Here is a 23,380-nt window from a genome sequence, read left to right on the forward strand (position 1 = left end):
GTGACATCTCAGGTGACATACAGCCCCAGCTCCGTGTTCAGCCGGTCGCGCTCGAGCAGCCGCCGCCGCGCGCCCTTCGCGCTCGCCGTCGTCAGCGTCGCGAGCACATGCAGCACGGAAGCCACGACGGTCGGCGAATCGACGTACGACGCACTCCCGGTCGCGACGTAGATGCTCTGGTCGGCGATCTTGGCCAGCGGCGCGTCCTCGAAATCCGTGACCGCGACCAGCTCACCGCCGGCCTCCACGAACCGGCGCGCGATCTCGACCGTGTCGCGCCGGTACCGGCGGAACGAGAACGCGACCATCAGATCGTTCGACCGGACGTCGGACAGTACGTCGACACCGCGGACGACGGTGCCGTCGATCAGCGTCACCTGCGACAGGCCGGCGCCGAGGTCGAAGGCCAGCAACGACGCGTACGAGAACGACTTCGCCGAACCGACGATGAAGCGCCGGCGGGCGGCGACGATCCGCGCCGCTGCCTGCGCGATCGACTCGTCGGCGAGGATCTGGTCGAGGGCCTCGTCGATCGAGGCGCGCTCCTGCTCGACGACGCGACGCTGCAGGAGCGTCGACGATCGCCGTTGCAGGCGGGCGTCGTACCGCTCGCGCGGGCTGGAGAGCTCGCGGTTACGCGGATCGTCAGGCATCGGCCGGCCCGAAGTAGTAGGCGCCGTTCCCGTCCGGCAGGCGGCGGCACGAAACAGCGGCCAGTCCCTTGGCGAGCAGTCCTTCGAAGGATGTGCGGAGCTCGGCCGGGTCGGCCGGCAGGATCAGCTCGGTCAGCTCGGTCAGCTCGGCCTGGTCGACGGCAGCGGGCTGCTCGCGGGTCAGGTCCCACTCGACAATCACGCGGTCGGTGCCCGGACCGTACATGTCCGGAGCGAACCAACGACCGCGGGCGCCGAGGACGTCGAGGTTGAAGTGCGCGTTCCGCACCTGCATCGGGTCGTACGTCCAGCGCATCCGCGACATACCGTGGCTGAGGGCAACTTCTCGCTGGGCCTGCTTGAGCATCCGGCCGAGACCGTGCCCCTGGTGGTCGGCGGCGACCACGGCCGACTGCGAGTAGTGGTAGAAGCCGCGCCGGTCGGTGCCGCAGAAGCCGTACGCGAACGCGACCAGCTTGTCGCTCTCGTCGAGGATGCCGACCACCGATCCGCCGTTGCTCGCCAGCGCGCCAAGCAGTCGCGGATTCAGCCCGTACGCCGGGTCGAGGTAGCCGAAGACCGCGCGGTACAGCTCCGAGGCCTCGGCGAACCTGGACGCCGTGGTGAGCGAGACCGCACGGAAGCTCACCTCGGAGATACGATTCATATCTTGAGTAGATCCCATTGTTCTCAAGCGAGTCAAACGATGATCAGATGATGATACGTTGACTATCCATGATCATCGAGCGACTCCAGGAGTACGTCGGCGCGGAGACCCCGACCGGTGACGCGGTCGCGCTGAACGCCTTCGCCGACCGCCTCGCCGAGCGGTACGCCGGACTCGGCGCGACCGTCCGCCGCGTGCCGGCGCCGACCGGCGATCACCTGGTCGCGGATTTCCCCGGTCGCGGGTCGCGGGCCGACGAGGCGCCCCTGCTCTTCCTCGGCCACCACGACACCGTCTGGCCGATCGGGCAACTGGCGGGCGCGATGCCGTGGCGCGAAGCGGACGGCGTGATCCATGGACCGGGCGTCTTCGACATGAAGGGCGGACTCGTCATCCTCGAGACCGCCCTGGAGCAAGTGCACGACCGTCGGCCGGTACGCGTCGTGGTGGTCGCGGACGAGGAGATCGGTTCGCCATCCGCACGGGAGCTCGTGACCGCGGAGTCGGCCGGCGTGTACGCCGCCTTCGGACTCGAACCTCCCCACCCCAACGGTGACCTGAAGACCTCGCGCTGGGGCAGCACGCGGGTGCGCCTCGAGATCACCGGCCGCGAGGCGCACGCCGCGCTCGATCCGGAGAGCGGGATCTCCGCGATCGACGAGCTGGTCGACCAGTTGATCGCAGTACGGCACATCGTTGCGCAGCATGACGAGGTGTTGTGCAACGTCGGCACCATTACGGGTGGCGGGCGGACGAACGTCGTACCGGGATCTGCGGCGGCCGATATCGGGTTCCGCTTTGTCGATCCGTCGACAGAACAGGCCGTGCTCAAGGCAGTTGCCGAACTGCAGCCAGTGCGCGCGGAGGCTCAGCTGAACGTCCGGGTGATGTCGAATCGCCCGGCCTGGCAGCCATCGCCGGCAACCGACGAGCTACTGGCAAAGGTGATCGAGGCCGGCCGATCTGTTGGTCAGGAGATCGGTGGTGCGGCCGCCTCCGGTGCGGCCGACACCAATCTGACCGGCTGGCTCGGGGTCCCGACCCTGGACGGCCTGGGCCCGGTAGGCAAGGGCGCCCACGCCGTCCACGAGCAGGTGATCGCGGCGAGCCTGGGCGAACGAGTCGCCCTGGTCGCCGCGATCATCAGCACTATCTAGGCACCATCCAGCCGCTATCTAGCCGCTATCTGGGCCACACGACCCCGGCAGATCCGCCGCCGCGTCGCGTCGGTTCCGCAGCAGCGAGGATCGCGCCGCCGGGCAGGAACTCCAGTCCTTCGAGCGCACCGATCTCGGCCGCCGAGGATCCGGGAGCACCGGCAGGCGTGAAGGTGTGCCCGTACTTCGCCAGCACAGCGCCGTACTTGTCGATGAACGACTGTTCCGCGGTCACGGACGCGGTGTTGCGCTGCGACGCCCGCGGCGCCGCGATCGCCTCGGGCAGCGTCATGCCGCGGTCGAGCCGGTTCGTCAGCGTCTGCAGGACGGTCGTGATGATCGTCGAGCCACCCGGCGAACCGAGCGCGAGCAACGGCTTGTCGCCGCGCAGCACGATCGTCGGCGAGATCGACGACCGCGGCCGCTTGCCCGGCTGGATCCGGTTCGGGTCGGCGGGGTCGTAGACCGCGGAGAAGTCGGTCAGCTCGTTGTTCAGAATGAAACCACGGCCCGGAACGGTGATGCCGCTGCCACCGGTCTGCTCGATGGTCAACGTGTACGAGACGACGTTGCCCCACTTGTCGGCCGTGACCAGATGCGTGGTCGACTTGCCCTCGGTGTCTGGTCGTTGCGTCGTCGCGGCACCCTTCGCGCAGTGGTGGTACTTGCCGTCGGGCGATCCGGCCGGCACCGGCTTGACGGCCGCCTTGGCCGGGTTGATCTGGCAGGACCGCTCGGCACCGAACCCACGGGAGGTGAGCTCCTTCGTCGGCACGTCCACGAACGCGGGATCACCGACGTACGCCGCCCTGTCCGCGAACGCGAGCGCGGACGCCTCGAGGTAGCTGTGCAGGTACTGCGGAGTGCTCTGCTGCCTGAGGTGCAGCGGCTGGAGGATGTTGAGCGCCTCACCGACCGTGGTGCCACCGGACGACGACGGCGCCATTCCGTAGACGTTCAGGCCGTCGTATCGGACCTTCGTCGGGACGCGGTCCAGCGGCTTGTACTTCTTGAGGTCGGCGGTGGTCATGTAGCCCGGCATCACCGGCAGAGTGGTCGTCGCGGTCTTCGGCGGGTTCTTGACCACCGCGGTCATCTCCGCGCCGAGTTCCCCGCCGTAGAACGTCGAAAGGCCTTTCTTGCCAAGCATCCGGTACGTGTCGGCGAGCTCCGGGTTCTTGAACACCGTGCCGACCTTGGGTGCGTCACCGCCGGGCAGGAACAGCTTGGCGGTCGGGACGATCGCCGAGAACCGGGCCTTGTTCTCCTGCGTCTGCAGGTTGAACGTGCTGTCCACCACGAAGCCGCGATCGGCCAGGTCGGCGGCCGGGGTGAGCGCCTTGCCGAGCGACAGCGAACCCCATTGGCGCAGGGCCGAGTCCCAGGTCGCCAGCGTGCCGGGGATGCCGACGGACACGCCCGACGTGACGAGCTCGGGCGTGAAGTTGTACGGCTTGCCGGTTGCCGGGTCGATGAACGCGTCCGACGGCATCGCCGCAGGCGCGGTCTCGCGGCCGTCGATCGTGTAGACCTTGTGGTTCTTGGCGCTGTAGTAGACGAAGTACCCGCCGCCGCCGATACCTGCGGAGTACGGCTCGGTCACGCCAAGGGCGGCCGCGGTGGCGACGGCTGCGTCGACCGCGTTGCCGCCGCGGCGCAGTACGCCGAGACCGGCGGCCGTCGCGTCGGCGTCGACCGAGGACACCGCTCCGCCGTACCCGATCGCGGTCGGTTGCTTCTCCGGCGGCTTCGGTGGATTCGCGGCGGCGCTCGTACTCAGACCAGCCAGAACAAGGGCACCTGCAGACAGCGATGCGACCAGCTTCTTCACCAGTACTCCCGCGGGGCGTCGGCGACGTGGACATGCCCTTGCTATCCCACTCAAAGGCTTCACGCCAGTACTAGTTCACCGTGCAGGAGTCCATGAAACGTCGCAGTACGTCGTCGGGCCAGTCGACTGAGCCGGTCGGGAGCTCGACCAGCAGCCACTGGTCGGTCAGCTTCACCTGACCGGTCGGGCGACCGTCGAGGGTGCCGATGTGGAAGGTCTTGCCATTGCCGTCGGCAACGCGTACCGCCGACAGGCTGCGGGCCTGCGGTGCCGCTTGCAGGACCACCTTGGCGGCCGAGTCCGCAGTACGCGTCTTCGGCTGGGAGAGCACGACGCGGTTGGCGGCGATCGGCGTCTCCGCGGTCCAGCCCTTCGGCGTCAGCGTGCAGTCGATCGTGTTCCACGGCTGCTTGTTGGCGACCAGCTCGACGACGGACGCTCCGAACATCGACATCGTCTCGCCAGTCGACGGCTTGGCCGCGGGTGCGGTCGTGGGCGGCGCGGCGGTCTTTTCCGGCTCGCTCGTGCCGCCGGCGACCTCGCTGGCATTCCCCCACCACTTCACCTGGTTGCCGACCGCAAGCGCGAGGGCCGACACGGCGGCGACGCAGAGCACACCGGTGACGCGACGCCGGCGCTTGACCCGGCGCAGCGCGCGGCGGCCGCGGGTGACATCGGCCTCGATGTCAGTCTCCGGCAGCGCCTCGGCCGCGCGGTCCGCGAAGCCCTCCAACAGCCTCTTCACGTCGTCCATCGGTGTTTCAGCCACTCCCCGTCGTACGATCCGTCTCTTCGGACATCAGGTCCTTCAACCGCTTCAGCGCCTTCGCCGTCTGGCTCTTCACCGTGCCCTCGGTGCACTCCAGGATCCGTGCACAGGTCGCGACATCGAGATCCTGGAAGTACCGCAGTACCAGCACCGCCCGCTGCCGCGGCGCGAGATCCAGCAACGCGTCCCGGATGGCGAGGGTGTCGGTCTGATCAGGTACGTCGGTCAGGCGCGGCTCGAGCGTCTCCGCGGTCACCACCTCGGGGTGGCGGCCGGCGCGGCGGCGCTCGTCCAGGAACGCGTTGACCAGGATGCGGTGTGCATACGGGCCTGCGCCTTCGTGCTTGATCCGGTGCCAATGCACGTAAACCCGCGTGCAGGCGGTCTGGACCAGATCTTCGGCCGTGTGCACGTCGCCCGCGGTGAGCAGCAGCGCCGTCCTCATCAGCCTCGTGCGGTCCGCGAGCAGGTACTCACGGAACTCGGCCTCACGGTCACCCCCTCGCATTCGATTCCACCCCGACTACGCCGCCGGTCCCCCTGCGGTTGCCTTGGGCTAACACTTGAATTGCCTTCTCCACCAGGTCGGGGGCGTCGTACGGGAGCCAAGTGATGCGTTGGTCCTTACGGAACCACGAGTCCTGCCGGCGCGCGAACCGGCGCGTGGCCTGGGCCGTCCGCTCCCGGGCCTGCGTCTCGTCGATCTCACCGTTCAGCAACGCGATCACCTGCGAGTACCCGAGTGCGCGGTTGGCTGTCTTCCCCTCAATCAAACCCTTGTCCAGCAGTCCGCGCACCTCGGCGACGAACCCCGCGTCGAACATCCGGTCCACCCGGAGGTCGATCCGCGCGTCCAGTTCGGGCCGCGGTACGTCGAGACCGAGCTGGACCGCGCCCGGATACACGTAGCGGTGCTCGGGCAGCGTGGCGACGTACGGGCCGCCGGTGATCTCCACGACCTCGAGCGCGCGGACGATCCGCCGGCCGTTGCTCGGCAGGATCTGCTCGGCGGCCTTCGGGTCGATCGCCTGCAGTCTGCTGTGCAGTGCTCCGGAGCCGTGCGCTTCGAGCTCGGCCTCGAGTCGGGCGCGGACGACGGGGTCGGTGCCGGGGAAGACGAAGTCGTCGAGGATCGCGCGAATGTAGAGCGCGGATCCGCCGGCGAGGACCGGGGTGCGCTGCCGGTCGATGCAATCGTCGATGGCCGCGCGGGCCAGTTGCTGGAACTCGGCCACCGTCGCGGTCTCGGTCACGTCGAGGATGTCGAGCAGATGGTGCGGTACGCCGGCGCGTTCCGTCGGACTGATCTTCGCCGTACCGATGTCCATGCCGCGGTAAACCTGCATGGCGTCCGCGTTCACAACCTCGCCGTCGAGGTGCTTGGACAGCGCGACAGCCAGGTCGGACTTCCCGGCCGCGGTGGGGCCGACGACCGCGACGACGAGTGGATCAGGCATCGCTCCAGTCTGTCAGTTGTCTTCGTGATGTGTTGCCAAGAGTTGACCAAGAGGTATGGACCAGCCTTGTGGTTGACCCGGGAAGTTCGGTAGGAAACACCTGGAGTTCGAAACATTTCTACGGGAGGAACGCACGTGACGAATGGGTTCGAGGAAGAGTCGGACGCGGCCAAGGACGCGCTCGGCCTGGGGGAGGAAGTCGACGACCTGGCGGCCGCGAAGCGCAGCGGCGGCGATGTCGAGGCGAAGAAGAGCGGCGGCGACGTCGAGTTCAGCGGTGGCGATGTCGAATCCACCGGTGACGAGAGTGAAGACAGCGGCGGCGACGTAGAGTCGGAGCCGTCGGGCGACGGCGTCTGAGAGCCGTTCGACGCGTCAGCATGGCGCTCGCGGAGGTCCCACAGTTCGGGTGTTGCAGGTGCGAAGATCACCGCTAGCTGTCTGTAAGCACTCAACTACGCAGGAATGGGAGCCCCCGAGATGGGCATCTTCGACAAGTTCAAGGGCAAGGCCGAGGACCTGAAGGACAAGGCCACTGACCTGGTCAACGAGCACGGCGACAAGGTCGGTGAAGGTCTGGACAAGGCCGGTGACTTCGTCGACGAGAAGACGGGCGGCAAGTACGGCGACAAGATCGACACCGGCGTCGAGAAGGCCAAGGACGGGTTGGACAACCTGGACGGCCAGAACGACGACATCCCGGACAAGCCGAACCAGTCCGCCTGATCTCCCCCGAAGGGCCGCAAGCACCCAGCTTGCGGCCCTTCGCCGTGCCTACCGCTCAATCAGGTGACTTCCGGACGTAGATCGTCCGGATACGGTCGTACGCTCAGTTCATGGTCAAGGTGGACGTCGAGCAGTTGACGGTCCGGGCGCTCGGGCCCGAGACGTGGGATGCGTTCGCGGCGTTGGCGGAACGCCACAACGGGGTGTGGGGTGGCTGCTGGTGCACGTACTTCCACACCATGCACAACCAGAAGACGTTCGAGGCGGACAGCAACCGCGAGCTCAAGCATCGGCTGGTGATGGAGGGGCGCGCGCATGCGGCGCTCGTGTTCGACGGTGAGCTCGCGGTGTGTTGGCTCGAGTACGGCCCGCCGGTCGAACTGCCGAACATCAACCACCGCAAGGAGTACGAGACCGGCATGGACCGCCCGCCGGACTACCGCCTCACCTGCTTCTTCACCGACCGCAACTACCGCCGCCAAGGCGTCTCAGCCGTAGCCCTTCGCGGCGCCCTGGAACTGATCGCCCAGGCCGGCGGCGGGGTCGTCGAGGCCTACCCCCAGGACACGGAGGGCAAGAAGATCACCGCCTCGTTCCTCTACAACGGCACTCGCTCCCTCTTCGAACAAGCCGGCTTCACCTACCTGCGCCCCAAGGGCAAGAACCACTGCGTGATGAGCAGAACGGTCACCGCCGAGTGACCTTCATGCCCCCGTGTCGGTGGGGGTGTTTAGGGTGCTTGCATGGATCGGTTTCGGGTGGTGCCGGCGGCGTATGTGGTGGTGCGGCGAGGGGACGAGGTGTTGTTGTTGCTGCGGGCCAATACCGGCTACATGGACGGGTATTGGGCGGTGCCGGCGGGGCATGTGGAGCAGGGTGAGTCGGCGATCGCCGCGGCGGTGCGGGAGTTGAAGGAAGAGGTGGGGCTGGACGTCGACCCGGCGGAGCTGGTGCCGGTGACGGCGATGCATCGGACGGGTGGGAACGGCGATCCGATCGATGAGCGGGTGGACTTCTTCTTCATGGCGTCGAAGTGGACAGGCGAGCCGCGGTTGATGGAGCCGGAGAAGGCGGCGGCCCTGGAGTGGTATTCGCTGGACAAGTTGCCTGAGCCGTTGGTGCCGCATGAGGCGCGCGTGCTGGCTGCGGTGGCGGACGGGCGTGGGCTTCCTGCGGTGATCGCCCAGGGTTTCGCCTGAGTTCACCGTTCTTTGCCTCGCTGCGCTCTAGTGTTCGCTGCGGTGTCAGCGAGCTTGGGAGCGTGGGGCGATGAACGAACGGTACGACGAGACGAGCCGGCGGAAGCTGTTGCAGGCGGGGGCGCTCGGCGCGGGTGCGGTCTTCACCTCAGGCGCCCTGAGCGCGGGGAACGCCGCGGCGACCGGCACCGGTGAGACGGGCGGCGCCAGCGCAACTGCGGCAAGCAGCAAGGAAGCTGGTCGGATCGACACCGAGCACCCGCGGTTCACGCTCGCGATCGTGCCGGACACGCAGTACCAGTTCGACCAGGACCGGGGCGACCCGGCGCCGCTCACGGCGACGTTCAACTGGCTGATCGACAACCGCACCGACGAGAACATCGTGTTCATGGCGCACCTCGGCGACGTCACGGAGAACGCGCTGGCGATGGAGTTCGCGCAGGCCGACCCGGTCTTCAAGATCCTCGACCGCGCCCGCTTCCCGTACTCCGTGCTGGCCGGCAACCACGACATCGACGGGTCGAAGGACGACACGCGCGGCCCGTCGCCGTACCTCGACACGTTCAGCCCGCGGCGGTTCCGCTGGATGCCGACGTACGGCGGATCGACGGCGAACGGGTACAACTCGTACCACGTGTTCCGCGCGGGCGGGCGGCAATGGTTGCTGCTGGCAATGGACTGGCGGCCGTCCGACGCGAGCTTCGCGTAGGCCCGCGACGTGATCGCCAAGCACCCGAAGCTGCCGGTCGTCCTGACCACGCACGAGATCGTGTACGCCGACGCGGGCGATCCGACCGCCTACTTCAGCGACCAGGGCAACCGGGTCTGGGACCAGCTGATCGACGGCAACGACCAGATCTTCATCACGATGAACGGGCACTACTGGCCGCCCGGCCGGGTCACCCGGAAGAACGCGGCCGGCAACGATGTGCACCTGCACATCACCAACTACCAGGATCGGTTCTACGGCGGCTCGGGCATGGTGCGGCTGTACCACTTCGACCTGGCCCGGAACACGATCGACGTCGAGACGATCTCGCCGTGGATCATGGGCCAGGACCCGGCCAAGCGCAACGAACTCGAAGAGCTCGAGATCGAGCTGACCGATGACGTCAACCGCTTCAGCATCCCGATCGACTTCGACCAGCGGTTCGCCGGATTCGCCCCGGTGCCGGTCCGCCCGGCGCGGCCGGCGTCGCAGCTGCTCATCCCCGGTACGGCGGCGTACTGGCGCTTCGACGGACCGGTCACGGATCAGGTGATCGACCAGTCGGGTAAGGGCAACCACCTCGTCCGCAAGCAGCTGTCGAGCGACGTACCGACCGCGAGCAGCGAGTTCCACCCGAATCAGCCGGGCCACGCGAGCTGGCTGTTCCCGGGCAACAAGAACCCTGCCCGCGGCGGGTACCTGCAGACCGTCGACAACGCGCCGCTCAACGCGATGACGTTCAAGGGCGGCTACACGATCGAGGCATTCGTGAAGCTGGCCGACGACGGGCAGGACCATTCGTGGGAGGGACTGCTCACGCGGCTCGGCACCGGACGCGACGCGGGCAAGACCGGCAGCGACCCGGATGAGCCGGCGGCGAAGCTCGGGTTCTCCGGCGGTCGGCAGGTGCAGTGGGCGGTGTACCCGTTCGACAAGAACGACACGTTCACGAACTGGGGCCACGAGCAGGTGGCCGGCCGCTGGTTCCACCTGGCCATCGTGAACGACGGCCGGCACAGCATCGTGTACGTCGACTCGTCGGAGCTGCTGCGCAACCCGGCAACCCCGTCCAACGGCCTCGCAACCGCCGGCAAGCCGTGGCTGGTCGGCGCCGGCCACTACGCGAACACAGTCGACCAGGGCTTCGCCGGCAACATCGGCGAACTCCGCATCGTCACCCGCGCATTGAAGCCGTCCCAGTTCCTCAACGCGTAGGAAACGCGCCTACAGCAGAGAGCGGATCAGCTTCTCCTGCGCGGGGAGAAGGGCCAGCTCGTCGGGGGTGAGGGTCGGGTTGTCGCCGCGGTACTCGAGCGCGGCGGGCAGGCCCGGCGTCGGGTCGATGGAGTTGGCGAGGTAGACGCCGAGGGCCTCACGCAGCAAGTCGGTGAGGTCCTCGAAACCCGGGTCGAGTGCGACCTGGGCGAAGATGATCGCGGTCAACGCCACGTCGAACTCGGGAATGCCTTCCTCCGCGTTGCGCCAGTCGATGACGACCGGGCCGGCCGGGGTGGCGATCACGTTCAGCGGATGCAGATCGCCGTGGACGACGACCAGGCCCGGCGTACCGCTGGGTGCGGGGATGGCCTGCAGACGGCGGTGCAGGTCGGCGTGGATCAGGCCGATCTCCGCCGCGGTCAGGTCGCCGGCGATGGCGGCGTCACCCAGCGTCGGGCCGTCGAGGCGCTCGACGACCATGTCCGGACCGCTGACCTCGCGGACATCCGGGACCGGGTAGTCGTACTTCGCCACGTGCCGCATGAAGTCGGCCTCGTCGCGGACCGGGTGGCTGTTGCGGTAGCGCCGCAGCACCCACTGGTCGTCGATGGCGTAGACGTCGGCGTCCCGGCCGGCGGCGAACGGCTGAGCGTCCGGAGGAAGCAGCGCCGAGAGCCCGGGCTGCGATCCGTCCGTCATCCGACCTGGCAGCCGCCGGCTGCTGGTTCGAAGGGCTTGGCACCAAGGGTTGGCATGCCGAGCATTACACCAGGCGAAGGGGCCGGAGCGTCCTGCGCTCGCTCCCACGCGTCGCCCGCGCGCGTGCGACGTACTGCGCCGAACACGTCCGCGTTCAGATGATGGGGTGCGGCGTACGTGACCTCGACCGTGACCACATCGCCCGGTCGCGGCGTCTCGACCTCCGCCGGCAACGCGAAGTGGACGAGCCGGTTGTCCCGGGCACGACCGCTGAGCCGGTGGGTGGTGGCGTCCTTGCGCCCCTCCCCCTCCGCGACGAGCACCTCGACCGTCCGGCCGACCAGCTTCTTGTTCTCGTCCCAGGCCATCTCGTCCTGCAGCGCGACCAACCGCTCGTACCGATCCTGGACGACGTCGCGCGGGACCTGATCCTCCATCGACTCGGCCGGCGTACCGGGACGCTTCGAGTACTGGAAGGTGAACGCGCCGGCGAACCGGGCCTGCCGGACCACGTCGAGCGTGCCCTGGAAGTCCTCCTCGGTCTCCCCCGGGAACCCGACGATGATGTCGGTCGTGATCGCCGCATCCGGCATCGCGGCCCGCACGTCTTCGATGATCTTCAGGTACCGGTCCCGGCGATAGGAACGACGCATCGCCTTCAGCACGGTGTCCGAACCGGACTGCAGCGGCATGTGCAGCGAGGGCATCACGTTCGGCGTCTCGGCCATCGCCTCGATCACGTCCGCGGTGAAGTCCCGCGGGTGCGGCGACGTGAAGCGCACGCGCTCCAACCCGTCGATCTCCCCACAGGCACGCAGCAGCTTGCCGAACGCGAACCGGTCGCCGAACTCCACGCCGTACGAGTTCACGTTCTGCCCGAGCAGCGTCACCTCGAGCACGCCCTCGGCGACCAGCGCCTCGACCTCGGCGAGCACGTCCCCGGGGCGGCGGTCCTTCTCGCGGCCGCGCAGCGACGGGACGATGCAGAAAGTGCAGGTGTTGTTGCAGCCCACGCTGACCGAAACCCAGGCGGAGTACGCCGATTCGCGCCGCGTCGGCAAGGTCGACGGGAAGACGTCGAGCGACTCCAGGATCTCGACCTGGGACTCCTCGGCGACCCGCGCGCGCTCCAGCAGCACCGGCAGCGAGCCGATGTTGTGGGTGCCGAACACGACGTCGACCCACGGGGCCTTCTTGGTGATCGACGCCTTGTCCTTCTGCGCCAAGCACCCGCCGACGGCGATCTGCATCCCGGGCTTACGGGCCTTCACCGGCGCCAGGTGACCGAGATTCCCGTACAGCTTGTTGTCGGCGTTCTCCCGCACCGCGCAGGTGTTGAAGACGACCACGTCGGCCTCGTCACCCTCGGGCGCGCGGACATAGCCCGCATCCTCCAGCAGCCCGCGCAGCCGCTCGGAGTCGTGGACATTCATCTGGCACCCGTAAGTGCGGACCTCGTAAGTACGCATAACAGCCACCAAGAGTACGTGCCGGGGTAGACAAAAACCTACCTGGGACCGGCGGCCTGCGACCCCTGACCACCGGGAGCACGCAGAGAATAGTGAGGGGTATGAACAGTTCTCGCCGTCAGTTCCTCGCTCACACCGCCGCCGGAGCCGTCGGGGCCGCCGTCCTCGCTGGTGGGACCTTCACCACCAGCACGGCCTCCGCGCTGGTGGGGAAGCCACCGAGGATCACCGCGCTCACCAACGTCACCGTCATCGATGTCGCCACCGGACGTCGTGATCGCAACCAGACCGTCCTGATCAGCGGCGAGCGTATCGTCGGGGTCGGCCGGATGCCGGTGCCGCAGGGCGCCGTCGAGATCGATCTCAGCGGCAAGTACGTGATCCCCGGGCTCGCCGACATGCACGTTCACAGCCTCGGTGACGAGGACGTCTCGCCGCCGTTGTACCTCGCGAACGGTCTGACCATGGTCCGCGAGATGGCCGCTCCGGATCCGATCGTCTACGACTGGCGGGACCGGATCGAGGCCGGGACCCTGCTCGGGCCGCGGATGGTCGTCGCCAGCCCGATCATCGACGGCGACCCGACACTCTGGGATCCGAACCTGCTGCACGTCCTGGTTGTCGGCGACGCCGCCGAGGCCCGCGCCGCCGTACAGCAGAGCAAGTCCGGCGGCGCCGACTTCATCAAGGTGTACTCGCGCCTGAACAAGGAGTCGTACGCCGCGATCATCGACGAGGCCCGCAAGCAGGGTCTGACCGTGCACGGCCACGGGCCGGACGAGCTCACCTCGAAGGAGGTCAGCAACCTCGGCCAGCGCAGCATCGAGCACATCCACTCGCTCGGCCTGAACGTCTCCACGCGCGAAGCCGAGGTACGGCGGATGGTCCGGGCGATCAGCGTGCAGACCGGCGACTACAACTCCTGGTTCCGCCAGATGCACGCGATCGAGTGGATCGCCGCGAACACCTACAGCCCGGCCCGCGCGGCCGACGTGTTCGGCACGCTGCGGCGCAACCGCACCCGGGTCACGCCGACGCTGACCATGCACAACGTGCTCGACCAGATCGACTACACGCAACTCGACCCCAACCTCAAGAAGTACCTGAGCGAGGACTCGATCGGCACCTACGACTACGTGATCCAGTTCCTGTACGGCGCCAACCGCACCGCCGAGGAGATCTCCCACCAGAAGCAGATGTGGGCGTGGCGGCAGAGGTTCGTCCGGGAGCTGTTCGCGCACGACGTACCGATCCTGGCCGGCACCGACACGGGCACGCCGTACTCCGTGCCGGGGTTCGCGCTGCATGACGAGCTCGAGCACCTGGTCGGTGCCGGGGCCACCCCGCGTCAGGCGCTGTACGCCGCGACCGTCGAACCGGCCAAGTTCCTGGGACTGTCGAGAGACCTGGGCTCGGTCGAACCGCGGAAGATCGCCGACCTCGTGGTGCTGGATGCCGACCCGCTGACCGACATCCGCAACAGCCGCAAGATCCACACCGTGGTCACCCGCGGCCGGGTCATCTGCCCCGCGCAGCGCGAGCGGATGCTCGCCGACGTCGAGGCAGCCGTCAAGGCGCCGCCCGCGGCGAAGGCACTCGCAGCCGGCGGCTGCTGCGGCCGATCCAACCACTGAGCGCTCGTCGGGGCGGATCGGGTGCGAGCGTGCCGTCTGGCGCGACATGCTCGAAGATCTGCTCGACGAGGGCCACGACGTGGGGGTCGTCGACGGTGTAGAACTGCCGCCGCCCCTCGCGTCGTGCGCTGACCAGCCCGGCCAGGCGGAGCTTGGCCAGGTGCTGGCTCGCCGTCGGCACGCTGACACCCACCCTGGCGGCCAGCGTGCCGACGTCGTACTCACCACCACTCGCCAACGCGACCAGGTGCAGCCGGACCGGCGCCAGCAACAGGCCGAACGTCCTGGCCGCGGTAGCCAGCTGCGGCGGGGTCGGCTCGATCACGCCCGCACCTTCGGCTGGATCGGCTCCCCGAACGGATCCCGCGTCGGATGCCCGAGCGCCGCGTCGATCAACTCCTCGAGCCGGTCACTCAATCCGTGCTCGAGCAGGAGCGCCTCCCCGTGCACCTCGTCCAGGGGTACGCCGAGAACCCGGTGCAGGAAGGTCTCCAGGAGTTGGTGCCGTCGGTTCATGGCCGGCTCCTCAATAGATGTTCGACGGACGGACCATGCCCTCGGCCAGATCGCCGAAGCCGGGCGCCATGATCGCGCCGGGGTTGCCGATGATCTCCTCGACGACCGCGGTCTCGGTGGTGAGGATCAGCGCGGCGATCGAGGCCGCGCTCTCCAGCGCCGCACGCGTGACCTTCAGCGGATCGATCACGGCGTCCTCGACGAGATCGCCGTACTGACCGGTGAGCGCGTTGAAACCGTGCCCCGCGGGCAACGACGCGACCTGTGCCACGACCTCGTCGCCGTCGTACCCGGCGTTGATCGCGATCCAGCGCAGCGGCTCCGGCAGCGCACGGCGTACGACCTCGCGTCCGATCGCCTCGTCACCGGACAGCTCCAGCTCCGAGAGCGCAGCCTGGGCCTGCACCAGGACCGTCCCGCCGCCGGCCACGATGCCTTCCTCGAGCGCGGCCCGGGTCGCGGCGAGCGAGTCCTCGACGCGCAGCATCCGTTCCTTCAGCTCGACACTCGTCGCGCCGCCGACCCGGATCACCGCGACCTTGCCGGCCAGCCGTGCCATCCGCAACTGCAGGCTGTCCTGGTCCGCGTCGATCTTGGCCCGCTCGAACTGCTTCTCCAGCTGGGAGATCCGCGCCTCCACCAGCGACGCGTCCCCGTGCCCACCGACGATCGTGGTGGTGTCCTCGGTGATCGTGATCCGGTCGCACGAGCCGAGGTGCTCGCGGGTCACGTCCGTGAGGTCGAGCCCGGTGTCCTTGGCGATCACCGAACCGCCGAGCGCGGTCGCGAGATCCTCCAGCTCGGCGATCCGCCGGTGGCCGAACCCGGGCGCCCGCACGACGACCGACCGCATCGTGTTGTGCATGTTGCCGCCGACAAGCAGTTGCAGCGCCGGACCGTCGACCTCCTCGGCGAGCACCACGAGCGGACGGTCCGCGCGCTGCGCCACCTCGAGGGTCGGCATGATCTCCTGCACCTGCGTGATCTTCTTGTTGGTCAGCAGGATCAGCGGGCGGTCGTAGACGGTCTCCATCCGCTCCCGGTCGGTGACCATGTACGCCGACACGTACCCGTGGTCGAACTCGATGCCGTCGACAACCTCCACCGACATCCCGAGCGTGTCCGACTCCTCGGTGGTGACGACACCGTTGCGGCCGACCCAGTCGACCGCGTTCGCGATCACCTCGCCGATGATCTCGTCGTCGCTGGCCGCCAGGGTCGCGATGTGCTGCAGTTGCTCGCGTCCGTGAACCTCGACGGCCCGGCTGCGCAGCGCCTCGACCACCACCGGCACGGTCCGCTCGATGCCACGGCGTACCCGCATCGGGTTGGCGCCCGCGTCGACCTCGCGCAGGCCTTCGCGGACCATCGCCTGGGCCAGCACGGTGGCCGTGGTGGTGCCGTCGCCGACCACGCCGTTGGTCTTCATCGCGACTTCCTTGACCAGCTGGGCGCCCATGTTCGCGAAGGGTTCGCGCAGCTGGATCTCGCGGGCGATCGTGACGCCGTCGTTGGTGATCGTCGGCGGGCCGGTCAGCTTCTCCAGCACCGCGTTGCGGCCCTTGGGTCCGAGCGTCACCTTGATCGCGTCGGCCAGCGCGTTCACGCCGGACTCGAGCAACCGCCGGGCGTCGGTGTTGAACCGCAGTTCCTTCGCCATCGTCTGCCTCCTGCTGGGGAATGTGCCGGGTTATTTCACGGGATGAGGATCGCCCGGCCGCGGACCTGGCCGCGGTCGAGGTCGTCGAGAGCCTGCTGGAACTCCTCCAGCGGGTACTTCGTGGTGTGCAGCGCGACCTTGCCCTGCGCGGCGAGCTCCATCAGGTCCTGCAGGTCGTTGTACGACCCGACCAGGTTGCCGATGAAGTTGATCTCGGTGGAGATCACGTCGATGGTCGGTACGTCGAGGTTCTCGCCGTACCCGACCACGTAGTAGTTGCCGGCCCGCCGCAGCATCTCGATCCCGTCGGAGGTGGCGCCGCCCTCGCCGACGAAGTCGATCACCGCTTCCGCGCCGTGCCGTCCGGTCAAGGCCCGGACCTGTTCCACGTGCGTGCTGTCAGCAACGATTCCGTGGTCGGCGCCGATCTCGACGGCCAGGTCGACCGCGGCCTGGTTGCGGTCGACGACGACCAGAGTGGCGGCCGAGATCGCCTTCATCACCTGGATGCCGATGTGACCGAGACCGCCCGCCCCGATGATGACGCAGACCGCGCCCGGCCGGAGCGTGCGCGCCGCCTTTGCCGCCGCGTGGTACGCGGTCAGGCCGGCATCCGCGAGGGCGGCCACGTCCGCCGGCTCCAGCGAGTCGTCGATCTTGACGACGCTGCGGGCCGTCGTCCGCAGGTATTCGGCGTACCCGCCGTCGGTGTCGATCCCCGGGAACGCCGACGCCACGCAGTGCACGTCGTCGCCGGACCGGCAGGCCCGGCAGAGTCCGCAGGTGATCAACGGGTGCAGGATCACTTTGTCGCCGACGGCAACGTTCGTGACGGCGTCGCCGATCGCGTGCACCCAGCCCGCGTTCTCGTGCCCGATCGTGTACGGCAGCATCACGCCGCTCTTCTCGGCCCACTGTCCTTCGAGGATGTGCAGGTCGGTCCGGCAGACCCCGGCCCCGCCGATCCGCACGACCACGTCGAGCGGCCCGGTGATCTTCGGCTCAGGAACATCGGCCAGTTGAAGTGACCGGGGCGGTGGGGTGGGCGAGGAATTCAGTACCGTGTGGTAGCCGGTGACCTGGACGGCCTTCATCGACTCCTCCTTGTGTTGGTGATCCGGGTTGCCAGCGGCTCGTCGTCGTACCGGGTCTTGAGCAGGCCGCGGCAGAAGTGCGCGTTGCCCTCGACCGAGATCCGGACGGCCTTCGCGAACCGCAGTCGCAGTGGCGCGGCCTCCGGCGGCACCGGTACGCCCTCGTCGTCGACCAGCACGAGATCCTCCGGCCGGATCCCGAGCCCGATATCTGTCCGCCTGCGAAGTAGTGCGTCCTTCTGCGGACCGCCGGGCAGGTGCCAGAGCGTGAGCCCCGGCAGCTCTTCGATGGTCTTGCCGGTGGACCGGAGCAGCGCCATCACGCACCGCTCCATCGCCGCCGTGTGCGCCTTGCGCTGGAAGGTACGGCGCAGTTCGTCGAGGTCCTGGTCGGCCTCGTTGCCGAACGTGCCGACATAGCCCGCGTTCGCGGCCAGGCCGGCGTTGATCTTGTCCGAGTCGTGGTGATCGTCGAGCAGCACACTCACCGCACCTACGCCCGGCACCCGACGCAGCGCGTCGACTGCGTCGGATGCCATCAGGTAGGCGAAGTTGGGCGCGCAGAACGAGGTCGGCAGCCGCAGGTGCACGGTCACGCCGGCATCGTCGATCCGGATCGACCGGACGAAGCCGAGGTCGGTGATGGGCTGGTCCAGCTCAGGGTCGATGACGGTCGCCAGCGCCGCCACGACCTCGGCCTCCAACTCCAGCGATGCGGCGACCGCGATCATGACGCCACTGCTTCTTCGGTCGACCCGACGCCGGCCGGCAGCCGCAGTTCTTCGGGTACGTCGAGGTCGTACAGCGCGGCCGCGTTCAGCCCGAGGATCTTCTTCTTCTGGGCCGTCGTGAGCGGCGCGTACTCGGTCTGGTCCGCCGGGATCTGGAAGTCGACGAACTGCTCGACCAGCCACTTCGGCGTCCAGAGCGCGTAGTCGGACGAGAACAGGATCCGGTCCTCGCCGATCCAGTAGAGCAGTTCGCCGATGATCTGCGCGAAGTACCCGGGCCGGCTGTGGATGAACGGCATCGCGACCGCGAGACCGCCGTACACGTTGGGCTCCTGGGTGGCGATCCAGCAGAAGTCCTCGAGCCTGGGCAGTCCGACGTGCTCGACGATGAAGTTCAGCTCGGTGTAGTCGGTCGCCACCTGGTCGATGTCGGCGACGTCGAAGGCGTCCCGGTCCAGCGGCCTGATGGTGGGGCCCTTGTGGACGTGGATGTTCTTGATGCCGAGCTTCAGGCACTCCTCGAGATAGCGCCGCGACCACAAGCTGTCGAGCTTCCAGCCGCGGGAGTCGCCGTACCACTCGGCGGTGTAGAGCTTGACGCCCTTCAGCCCCATCCGGTCGGCGTCCTTGCGGAGCTGCTCGAGGCCGGCCTCCTCGTGGCGCGGATCCCACGCGTGGTTGTAGGTCAGCTTGTCCGGATGCGCCCGCGTCAGCGCGAGCGCGTCCTCGGTCTGACCGAACCCGCGCTTGTAGAAGTCGCTCAGGATCGCGGGCTGGAAGATCGCGTGATCGACGTACCCGTCCTCGAACAGGTCCTTCAGCAGCCGCTGCTCGCCGTAGTAGGTGTAGGTGTCGTAGTCCCACACGACCTCGGCCGGGCTGAGGTTCTTGTGGTAGTCGTAGAAGCAGTCGATGAACTGCTTGCCGTGGATGTTGCGCTGGTTCTCGGCCCGCGCGTCCCACAACGCGATGTGCGCGTCGCAGATGTAGTACTTCTCACCGTTCTTCTCGTACATGCGCGCTCACTTCGTGGTGAGGTCGAAGCCGATGTACTCGGCGGCGTCCTCGGGGCTGGCGAACAGGATGGTCTTGTCGTCCAGGTGCACCATCCGGCCGTAGTGGGTGGACGAGATCTCCTCGAACACCGACCCGTCGAAGTCCATCCCGAGCGCGTCGGACAGCTCGGCGTAGTCGAAGTCGAGCAGCCCGGTCCCGTCGACGCGGATCATCGACGGGTACTCCGTCAGCTCGACGCCGTCCTTCGCGCCCATCACCTGGGCGACGACGCGGCCGATCGGGGTGTTCATCAAGGTCACGCCGGTCTTGTTGGAGAACTCGGCTTCAGATCCGAACTGCATGCTCACTGGTCCAGCTCCTTCGGAGTGTCGAGCCCGAGGTCCTCGAGCACGGAACGGAACTTCTGCTTGGCCGCGTCCAGGCTGTCCGCGAACGTGACCGACTTCTCGGCCGGCTGCGACCAGATCGGCTGCAGCGCGTGGGCGGCGTCCAGGCAGCGCGGCACCCAGGTCGCGAGCGACTCGCCGAACAGCGCCTTGTTGGTCTCGCCGAACTCCGCGTCCCGGGTCAGCAGCCGGAACAGGTTGCGGCTGTACGAGAGGTCGCGGTCGTAGTCGTGCTCGCCGGTGCCGACGATCGTCGGCGTGATGTAGTCGCCGTTGCGAGCCGCGATCTGCATCACCAGCTCGGTCCGGAACAACGACCCGACCAGCTGCTCGAACACGATGTTGGTGGCGAACAGCAGCTCGCACCAGTCGCCGACGGCGGTCAGCCGCTCGACCACCTCACGCGTCGGCTGCCACTCCGGCGCACTCTGCCAGACCTCCTTGTGCGCCGAGCCGTCGAACGGTACGTCGGCCTCCGCCAGGTCCAGGTTGAACAGTGCGAGGTCCTGGGCGAACCGCATCTTGTGCGCGGCGTTCACGGCGACCGCGGTGTTGATCATGTTTGTCGGCCCGGAGCGCTGGATGCTGGTGAAGACGTGCAGCGCGAGCCCGTTCTCGGCGTGCATCCAGGCGCCGAGGTTCCGCTCGACGAACTTCAGCCACGCCGGGTTCCAGGCGTCGTACGCCCGGGCCCGCTTGGCGTTCTGCAGGCCGAGGTCGACCTGGCGGACGACCGCGGAGTTGTTCCGGTAGATCGTCTGGTTCCACTCCTCGTTCGGGTCGAGGAACGCGTGCCAGTTCGAGGACTTCGCGGCGGTCCACTCCTTCGGGTAGCCGCCGGGGCCGTTCCCGAAGCCGTAGATCCAGCCCTGGCTCAGGTGCCGGTCGGGGTCCGGCTGGACGTCGACCGTGACGTCCTCGTACATCGTCGCCCGCAGCTTGGCCGGCTTGTAGTAGTTGTACGACCGGCTCTGCGAGCTCGGGAACTCCAGCGCGCCGGCCTCGGAGTCGGTGAACTCTATGCTCGGAAAACTGCGCTGTTTCGTCGGTGTGGTTTCGGTCATCTCAGGCTCCATCGGTAGCTGGGCTGGTGAACTTGTCGTAGAAGACCTGGTCCTTCGGCACGTTGCTTGCCTCCAGCAACGTCAGGGCGGCGTCGACCATCGGCGGTGGCCCGCACAGGTAGACCTCGCTGCGGTGCAGCTCGGGCTCGCGCCGTTCGACGATGTCGGTGACGTTGCCCTCCTCCACCTGGAGTCCGTCCGAGTCCTGAGCCGACTCGGACAGGCAGGCGATGAACTCGAAGCCGGTGAGATCCGCACCGAGCTCCTTGATCGCCTCCAGGTAGAACAGGTCGGCCGCCGTCCGCGCGCCGTAGTAGAACCGGACCGGGCGGGTGCTGCCGCTCTCCTTCAGGTGCCGCAGTATCGACAGGATCGGCGCCATCCCCGCCCCGCCGGCCACGCAGACCACCGGCAGCACGTGGCCGTCCTTCAGCGTCGACGAGCCGTACGGCCCGGTCAGCGACAGCTCGTCGCCGACCGCGAGCTCGCCGTCGAGCAGGGCGGAGAACCGGCCGCCCGGGTACTTCTTGATCAGGAACTCGATCTCACTCGATGGTGTCCCAGGTGTTGTGGCCATCGAGAACGAGCGGTGTTCGTCGGTGCCGGGGATGGTGATGTCGACGTACTGCCCCGGCTTGAAGTCGAACTGCTCGGCGGGTTCGAGCCGCAGCGACACGATGTCGCGGGTGACCGGTTCGATCGCCGCGACCCGTGTGCCGACGGTCCGGATCGGGATGCCGCCGAGCAGTTCGTCCTCGTCGTAGTTCAGCAGCTCGATCGTGCAGTCGCTGTAGGCGTGCGACTTGCAGAGCAGCACGTAACCCTCGGCCACTTCCGCGTCGTTGCAGGCGAACGTCGAGTAGCGCTCCATCTGGATGTCACCCTCGAGCAGGTACGACTTGCACGCCGAGCACTGCCCTTCCCGGCAGCCGTGCATCAGATGGATCCCCTGCCGGAACGCGGCGTCGAGGATCTTCTCCTCCTCGCCGACCTCCATCTCGATGCCGACCGGTTCGAACTGGATACGGTGCTTGTCGGCCACCGGGTCCTCCTCAGGCTGCCGGGTGGGTGGAGGCAGTTCCGTTGGCCATGTAGGCCGCGATGTGGGCCTCGCGCTCGGCGTCGGACATCTCGTTGAGCAGCACGTTCGGGCTCATGAACGTGTTGCCGCGGACGTCGTCGAGGGTCCACATCTTCTTCGGGTCCAGATCCAGGTGGGGCTGGCCGATCAGGGTCTTGCCGTCGTCGCGCACGTACCCGAGGTCCTGCACGATGTCGGCCAGGTCCTTGTTGTGGTGCAGCGTCTCCCACTCGCGGAAGCCGGTCAGGCGGCCCATGTTCGGGGTCGGCCGGCCGTCGTACTCACCGCGGAACGCGACCGCGTCGGTCCAGTAGCAGGTCTCCGAGCAGTACGTGCGCCACTGGTCGTCGACCTTCTCGGTGACCATGTCCTCGCGGATCAGCGCCGGCACCATGCAGGTCCAGCAGCGGTGCGGGTACTGGTAGCCGACCTCTTCGAACGCGATCGGCTTGTTCTTGCCGGGGTACGCGAGCCGGTTGTAGTTCTCCCACCACTTGCCGTACTTCGAGTACCAGCCTGGGTACTTCTCCTCGAACCACTCGAAGTCCTTGTCGGTCATCGCGTCGATCCGCCAGTAGTTCACCGGCCAGCCGGTGGCGAAGAACCGCGCGACCTCGTGCACGTAGCCCTTGGTGGTGATCCGGTTCCACGCTTCCTCGACCAGGTCGTGCGGAATCGTGAGGCCGTACTTCTCCAGCGGCAGCAGGTAGCTGCGGTAGTAGTCGTCGTAGATCCACCGCCGCCACATCTCCGCATAGCTCTCCCGGTCCTTGCGCCGGTCCTTCGTGCCGTACTCGATGAACGTGCCGATGGCCGCGTCCACGACACAGTGGTTGTTCCACCACGCGTACCGCAGGTCGCGCTCCAGCAGCGGCCGGTTGCGCTCGTCGGCCAGCGCCATCAGCAGGATCGAGTACCCGTTGCTGATGTGCCGCGACTCGTCGGACTGGACCGAGTGGAACACCGTCGGCAACAGGTAGTCGCCGTTGGCCGCGGCCTCGTCCGGCATCGCCACGAACAGGGTGTTGGTGAAGGCGGTCTCCGCGACGACGGTGAGGTAGATGTTCGCCGCGGTGATCGCGTCACCGGTGATGAACCCCTCGCCGAACTGCCGGCCGATGGTGCCCGCGTAGTTGTTCGCGAACGCCTTCTCGGTCATGTCGAAACCGGCCGGGTCGATGTAGTTGTTCATGTACAGGCGCTTGAGGTTCATCTGGATCGTCGAGTGCCTGACCTCGTCGATCATCTGCACCGCGAGCCCGTTGTGGATCTCCGGGTTCGGTACGGCGTCGATCGCCATCGGCATCGCCCGGGCCGCGGAGATCTCCGGGAACGGGATGATGCTGAGGAACAGCTTCTGCCACTCCAGCCAGCGCTGCTGCACCTGGCGGAACATGTTGCCGCGGATCGCGCCGTCCATGGCGCCGTACACGCGGTTGTCCTTCTCCTCCTCCATCGGGAAGTAGGACCGCATGATCTGCTTCAGCGGATCCTTCTTCGGCGCCTTCTCGAAGGTGTAGTCGGTGCCGAAGCGGGTCGCCGGGGTCGCGAACGTCGGTTCCCAGGACAACTCGGTGATCTTGGCGTGGGCCTTGGTAAGACTCTGCCTGCTCAATGTGGGCCTCCATCATCGGGGTTGATAG

26 protein-coding genes are annotated in these 23,380 nt (G+C 67.7%); 8 read left to right on the top strand and 18 right to left on the bottom strand.

Annotated elements, in window-relative coordinates; all coding sequences use genetic code 11:
• Positions 1-8: 8 nt before the first annotated feature.
• Positions 9-653, bottom strand: a complete 645-nt coding sequence (locus AB0J62_RS37075; protein ID WP_363881641.1) for an SIS domain-containing protein — start codon at positions 651-653, stop codon at positions 9-11.
• Positions 646-1,320, bottom strand: a complete 675-nt coding sequence (locus AB0J62_RS37080) for a GNAT family N-acetyltransferase (protein ID WP_363881643.1) — start codon at positions 1,318-1,320, stop codon at positions 646-648. Before AB0J62_RS37080 ends, AB0J62_RS37075 begins: the two co-directional genes overlap by 8 nt.
• Before the next feature lie 68 nt (positions 1,321-1,388).
• Here AB0J62_RS37080 and AB0J62_RS37085 point away from each other — a divergent pair, with 68 nt between their 5' ends.
• Positions 1,389-2,477 (top strand): M20/M25/M40 family metallo-hydrolase, encoded by a 1,089-nt coding sequence (locus AB0J62_RS37085; protein WP_363881645.1) that lies wholly within the window; start codon positions 1,389-1,391, stop codon positions 2,475-2,477.
• A gap of 25 nt (positions 2,478-2,502) precedes the next feature.
• Here AB0J62_RS37085 and ggt read toward each other — a convergent pair whose 3' ends face one another.
• The 4 genes from ggt to miaA form a co-directional block, all read right to left on the bottom strand.
• Entirely contained in the window at positions 2,503-4,308 is a 1,806-nt protein-coding gene (ggt, locus tag AB0J62_RS37090; RefSeq protein WP_363881647.1) for a gamma-glutamyltransferase, read from the bottom strand.
• A 70-nt stretch (positions 4,309-4,378) separates the two neighbouring features.
• Positions 4,379-5,062, bottom strand: coding sequence for a hypothetical protein (locus tag AB0J62_RS37095; RefSeq protein WP_363881649.1), 684 nt, complete (start codon positions 5,060-5,062; stop codon positions 4,379-4,381).
• 7 nt (positions 5,063-5,069) lie between these two features.
• The gene (locus tag AB0J62_RS37100; RefSeq protein WP_134111655.1) at positions 5,070-5,585 is read right to left on the bottom strand and encodes a SigE family RNA polymerase sigma factor; all 516 of its coding nucleotides are present in this window, start codon (positions 5,583-5,585) and stop codon (positions 5,070-5,072) included.
• Positions 5,572-6,534 (bottom strand): tRNA (adenosine(37)-N6)-dimethylallyltransferase MiaA, encoded by a 963-nt coding sequence (gene miaA / locus AB0J62_RS37105; RefSeq protein ID WP_363881652.1) that lies wholly within the window; start codon positions 6,532-6,534, stop codon positions 5,572-5,574. Before miaA ends, AB0J62_RS37100 begins: the two co-directional genes overlap by 14 nt.
• A 135-nt stretch (positions 6,535-6,669) precedes the next feature.
• Between miaA and AB0J62_RS37110 the strand changes: the two genes are divergently transcribed.
• The 6 genes from AB0J62_RS37110 (at position 6,670) to AB0J62_RS37135 (ending at position 10,383) form a co-directional block, all read left to right on the top strand.
• Positions 6,670-6,894: a hypothetical protein gene (locus tag AB0J62_RS37110; protein ID WP_130449370.1), complete on the top strand. Its 225-nt coding sequence runs from the start codon at positions 6,670-6,672 to the stop codon at positions 6,892-6,894.
• A 120-nt stretch (positions 6,895-7,014) separates the two neighbouring features.
• Complete coding sequence (locus AB0J62_RS37115; protein WP_134111652.1) at positions 7,015-7,260, top strand: antitoxin; 246 nt, start codon at positions 7,015-7,017, stop codon at positions 7,258-7,260.
• A gap of 110 nt (positions 7,261-7,370) precedes the next feature.
• A complete protein-coding gene (locus AB0J62_RS37120; RefSeq protein WP_363881655.1) occupies positions 7,371-7,961 on the top strand; it encodes a GNAT family N-acetyltransferase in 591 nt (196 codons plus the stop codon).
• 42 nt (positions 7,962-8,003) lie between these two features.
• On the top strand, positions 8,004-8,459 hold the full coding sequence (locus AB0J62_RS37125; RefSeq protein ID WP_363881657.1) for an NUDIX domain-containing protein: 456 nt from the start codon (positions 8,004-8,006) through the stop codon (positions 8,457-8,459).
• A 70-nt stretch (positions 8,460-8,529) separates the two neighbouring features.
• A complete protein-coding gene (locus tag AB0J62_RS37130; protein WP_363881659.1) occupies positions 8,530-9,168 on the top strand; it encodes a hypothetical protein in 639 nt (212 codons plus the stop codon).
• Positions 9,169-9,177: 9 nt separating this feature from the next.
• Positions 9,178-10,383: a LamG-like jellyroll fold domain-containing protein gene (locus tag AB0J62_RS37135; RefSeq protein ID WP_363881661.1), complete on the top strand. Its 1,206-nt coding sequence runs from the start codon at positions 9,178-9,180 to the stop codon at positions 10,381-10,383.
• 9 nt (positions 10,384-10,392) lie between these two features.
• On the opposite strand, the gene AB0J62_RS37140 is transcribed toward AB0J62_RS37135, so the two are convergent.
• Complete coding sequence (locus AB0J62_RS37140; RefSeq protein WP_363881663.1) at positions 10,393-11,085, bottom strand: phosphotransferase; 693 nt, start codon at positions 11,083-11,085, stop codon at positions 10,393-10,395.
• Entirely contained in the window at positions 11,082-12,554 is a 1,473-nt protein-coding gene (gene miaB / locus AB0J62_RS37145; RefSeq protein ID WP_363881665.1) for a tRNA (N6-isopentenyl adenosine(37)-C2)-methylthiotransferase MiaB, read from the bottom strand. The genes AB0J62_RS37140 and miaB overlap by 4 nt, the downstream gene beginning before the upstream one ends.
• A gap of 101 nt (positions 12,555-12,655) precedes the next feature.
• Here miaB and AB0J62_RS37150 point away from each other — a divergent pair, with 101 nt between their 5' ends.
• Complete coding sequence (locus AB0J62_RS37150; protein ID WP_363881667.1) at positions 12,656-14,188, top strand: amidohydrolase family protein; 1,533 nt, start codon at positions 12,656-12,658, stop codon at positions 14,186-14,188.
• Here the strand turns inward: AB0J62_RS37150 and AB0J62_RS37155 are convergent.
• From AB0J62_RS37155 to AB0J62_RS37200, 10 genes are read right to left on the bottom strand one after another with little or no spacing between them, the layout of a single operon-like run.
• A complete protein-coding gene (locus AB0J62_RS37155) occupies positions 14,124-14,513 on the bottom strand; it encodes a metalloregulator ArsR/SmtB family transcription factor (RefSeq protein ID WP_363881669.1) in 390 nt (129 codons plus the stop codon). The two genes, AB0J62_RS37150 and AB0J62_RS37155, sit on opposite strands and share 65 nt — an antisense overlap.
• The gene (locus AB0J62_RS37160) at positions 14,510-14,704 is read right to left on the bottom strand and encodes an iron dependent repressor, metal binding and dimerization domain protein (RefSeq protein WP_363881671.1); all 195 of its coding nucleotides are present in this window, start codon (positions 14,702-14,704) and stop codon (positions 14,510-14,512) included. The genes AB0J62_RS37155 and AB0J62_RS37160 overlap by 4 nt, the downstream gene beginning before the upstream one ends.
• A 10-nt stretch (positions 14,705-14,714) precedes the next feature.
• The gene (gene groL, locus AB0J62_RS37165; RefSeq protein WP_363881673.1) at positions 14,715-16,364 is read right to left on the bottom strand and encodes a chaperonin GroEL; all 1,650 of its coding nucleotides are present in this window, start codon (positions 16,362-16,364) and stop codon (positions 14,715-14,717) included.
• Positions 16,365-16,399: 35 nt separating this feature from the next.
• The gene (locus AB0J62_RS37170; RefSeq protein WP_363881675.1) at positions 16,400-17,458 is read right to left on the bottom strand and encodes an NAD(P)-dependent alcohol dehydrogenase; all 1,059 of its coding nucleotides are present in this window, start codon (positions 17,456-17,458) and stop codon (positions 16,400-16,402) included.
• The gene (locus AB0J62_RS37175) at positions 17,455-18,189 is read right to left on the bottom strand and encodes an iron-sulfur cluster assembly protein (RefSeq protein ID WP_363881676.1); all 735 of its coding nucleotides are present in this window, start codon (positions 18,187-18,189) and stop codon (positions 17,455-17,457) included. Before AB0J62_RS37175 ends, AB0J62_RS37170 begins: the two co-directional genes overlap by 4 nt.
• Complete coding sequence (locus AB0J62_RS37180; RefSeq protein WP_363881678.1) at positions 18,186-19,205, bottom strand: amidohydrolase family protein; 1,020 nt, start codon at positions 19,203-19,205, stop codon at positions 18,186-18,188. The genes AB0J62_RS37175 and AB0J62_RS37180 overlap by 4 nt, the downstream gene beginning before the upstream one ends.
• 6 nt (positions 19,206-19,211) lie before the next feature.
• The gene (mimD, locus tag AB0J62_RS37185; protein ID WP_134111731.1) at positions 19,212-19,547 is read right to left on the bottom strand and encodes a propane 2-monooxygenase effector subunit MimD; all 336 of its coding nucleotides are present in this window, start codon (positions 19,545-19,547) and stop codon (positions 19,212-19,214) included.
• 2 nt (positions 19,548-19,549) lie between these two features.
• The gene (locus tag AB0J62_RS37190; RefSeq protein ID WP_363881681.1) at positions 19,550-20,656 is read right to left on the bottom strand and encodes an aromatic/alkene monooxygenase hydroxylase subunit beta; all 1,107 of its coding nucleotides are present in this window, start codon (positions 20,654-20,656) and stop codon (positions 19,550-19,552) included.
• A 1-nt stretch (position 20,657) separates the two neighbouring features.
• Positions 20,658-21,698 (bottom strand): FAD-binding oxidoreductase, encoded by a 1,041-nt coding sequence (locus AB0J62_RS37195; RefSeq protein WP_363881683.1) that lies wholly within the window; start codon positions 21,696-21,698, stop codon positions 20,658-20,660.
• A gap of 10 nt (positions 21,699-21,708) precedes the next feature.
• Positions 21,709-23,352 carry a hypothetical protein gene (locus AB0J62_RS37200; RefSeq protein ID WP_363881685.1) on the bottom strand — a complete coding sequence of 548 codons (1,644 nt, stop codon included), beginning with the start codon at positions 23,350-23,352 and terminating at the stop codon, positions 21,709-21,711.
• Positions 23,353-23,380: the final 28 nt, after the last annotated feature.

The organism is Kribbella sp. NPDC049584, from assembly GCF_040675555.1.
Lineage (GTDB): Bacteria > Actinomycetota > Actinomycetes > Propionibacteriales > Kribbellaceae > Kribbella.

Bases quoted from the DNA above. Each gene is read 5' to 3' on its own strand.
- AB0J62_RS37120 (WP_363881655.1), top strand. From the start codon at position 7,371: ATGGTCAAGGTGGACGTCGAGCAGTTGACGGTCCGGGCGCTCGGGCCC.
- miaA (WP_363881652.1), bottom strand. From the start codon at position 6,534: ATGCCTGATCCACTCGTCGTCGCGGTCGTCGGCCCCACCGCGGCCGGG.
- mimD (WP_134111731.1), bottom strand. From the start codon at position 19,547: ATGCAGTTCGGATCTGAAGCCGAGTTCTCCAACAAGACCGGCGTGACC.
- AB0J62_RS37160 (WP_363881671.1), bottom strand. From the start codon at position 14,704: ATGAACCGACGGCACCAACTCCTGGAGACCTTCCTGCACCGGGTTCTC.
- AB0J62_RS37125 (WP_363881657.1), top strand. From the start codon at position 8,004: ATGGATCGGTTTCGGGTGGTGCCGGCGGCGTATGTGGTGGTGCGGCGA.
- AB0J62_RS37095 (WP_363881649.1), bottom strand. From the start codon at position 5,062: ATGGACGACGTGAAGAGGCTGTTGGAGGGCTTCGCGGACCGCGCGGCC.
- AB0J62_RS37150 (WP_363881667.1), top strand. From the start codon at position 12,656: ATGAACAGTTCTCGCCGTCAGTTCCTCGCTCACACCGCCGCCGGAGCC.
- miaB (WP_363881665.1), bottom strand. From the start codon at position 12,554: ATGCGTACTTACGAGGTCCGCACTTACGGGTGCCAGATGAATGTCCAC.
- AB0J62_RS37085 (WP_363881645.1), top strand. From the start codon at position 1,389: ATGATCATCGAGCGACTCCAGGAGTACGTCGGCGCGGAGACCCCGACC.
- AB0J62_RS37140 (WP_363881663.1), bottom strand. From the start codon at position 11,085: ATGACGGACGGATCGCAGCCCGGGCTCTCGGCGCTGCTTCCTCCGGAC.
- AB0J62_RS37180 (WP_363881678.1), bottom strand. From the start codon at position 19,205: ATGTACGAGAAGAACGGTGAGAAGTACTACATCTGCGACGCGCACATC.
- AB0J62_RS37075 (WP_363881641.1), bottom strand. From the start codon at position 653: ATGCCTGACGATCCGCGTAACCGCGAGCTCTCCAGCCCGCGCGAGCGG.
- AB0J62_RS37080 (WP_363881643.1), bottom strand. From the start codon at position 1,320: ATGAATCGTATCTCCGAGGTGAGCTTCCGTGCGGTCTCGCTCACCACG.
- groL (WP_363881673.1), bottom strand. From the start codon at position 16,364: ATGGCGAAGGAACTGCGGTTCAACACCGACGCCCGGCGGTTGCTCGAG.
- AB0J62_RS37100 (WP_134111655.1), bottom strand. From the start codon at position 5,585: ATGCGAGGGGGTGACCGTGAGGCCGAGTTCCGTGAGTACCTGCTCGCG.
- AB0J62_RS37130 (WP_363881659.1), top strand. From the start codon at position 8,530: ATGAACGAACGGTACGACGAGACGAGCCGGCGGAAGCTGTTGCAGGCG.
- AB0J62_RS37175 (WP_363881676.1), bottom strand. From the start codon at position 18,189: ATGATCGCGGTCGCCGCATCGCTGGAGTTGGAGGCCGAGGTCGTGGCG.
- AB0J62_RS37170 (WP_363881675.1), bottom strand. From the start codon at position 17,458: ATGAAGGCCGTCCAGGTCACCGGCTACCACACGGTACTGAATTCCTCG.
- AB0J62_RS37190 (WP_363881681.1), bottom strand. From the start codon at position 20,656: ATGACCGAAACCACACCGACGAAACAGCGCAGTTTTCCGAGCATAGAG.
- AB0J62_RS37115 (WP_134111652.1), top strand. From the start codon at position 7,015: ATGGGCATCTTCGACAAGTTCAAGGGCAAGGCCGAGGACCTGAAGGAC.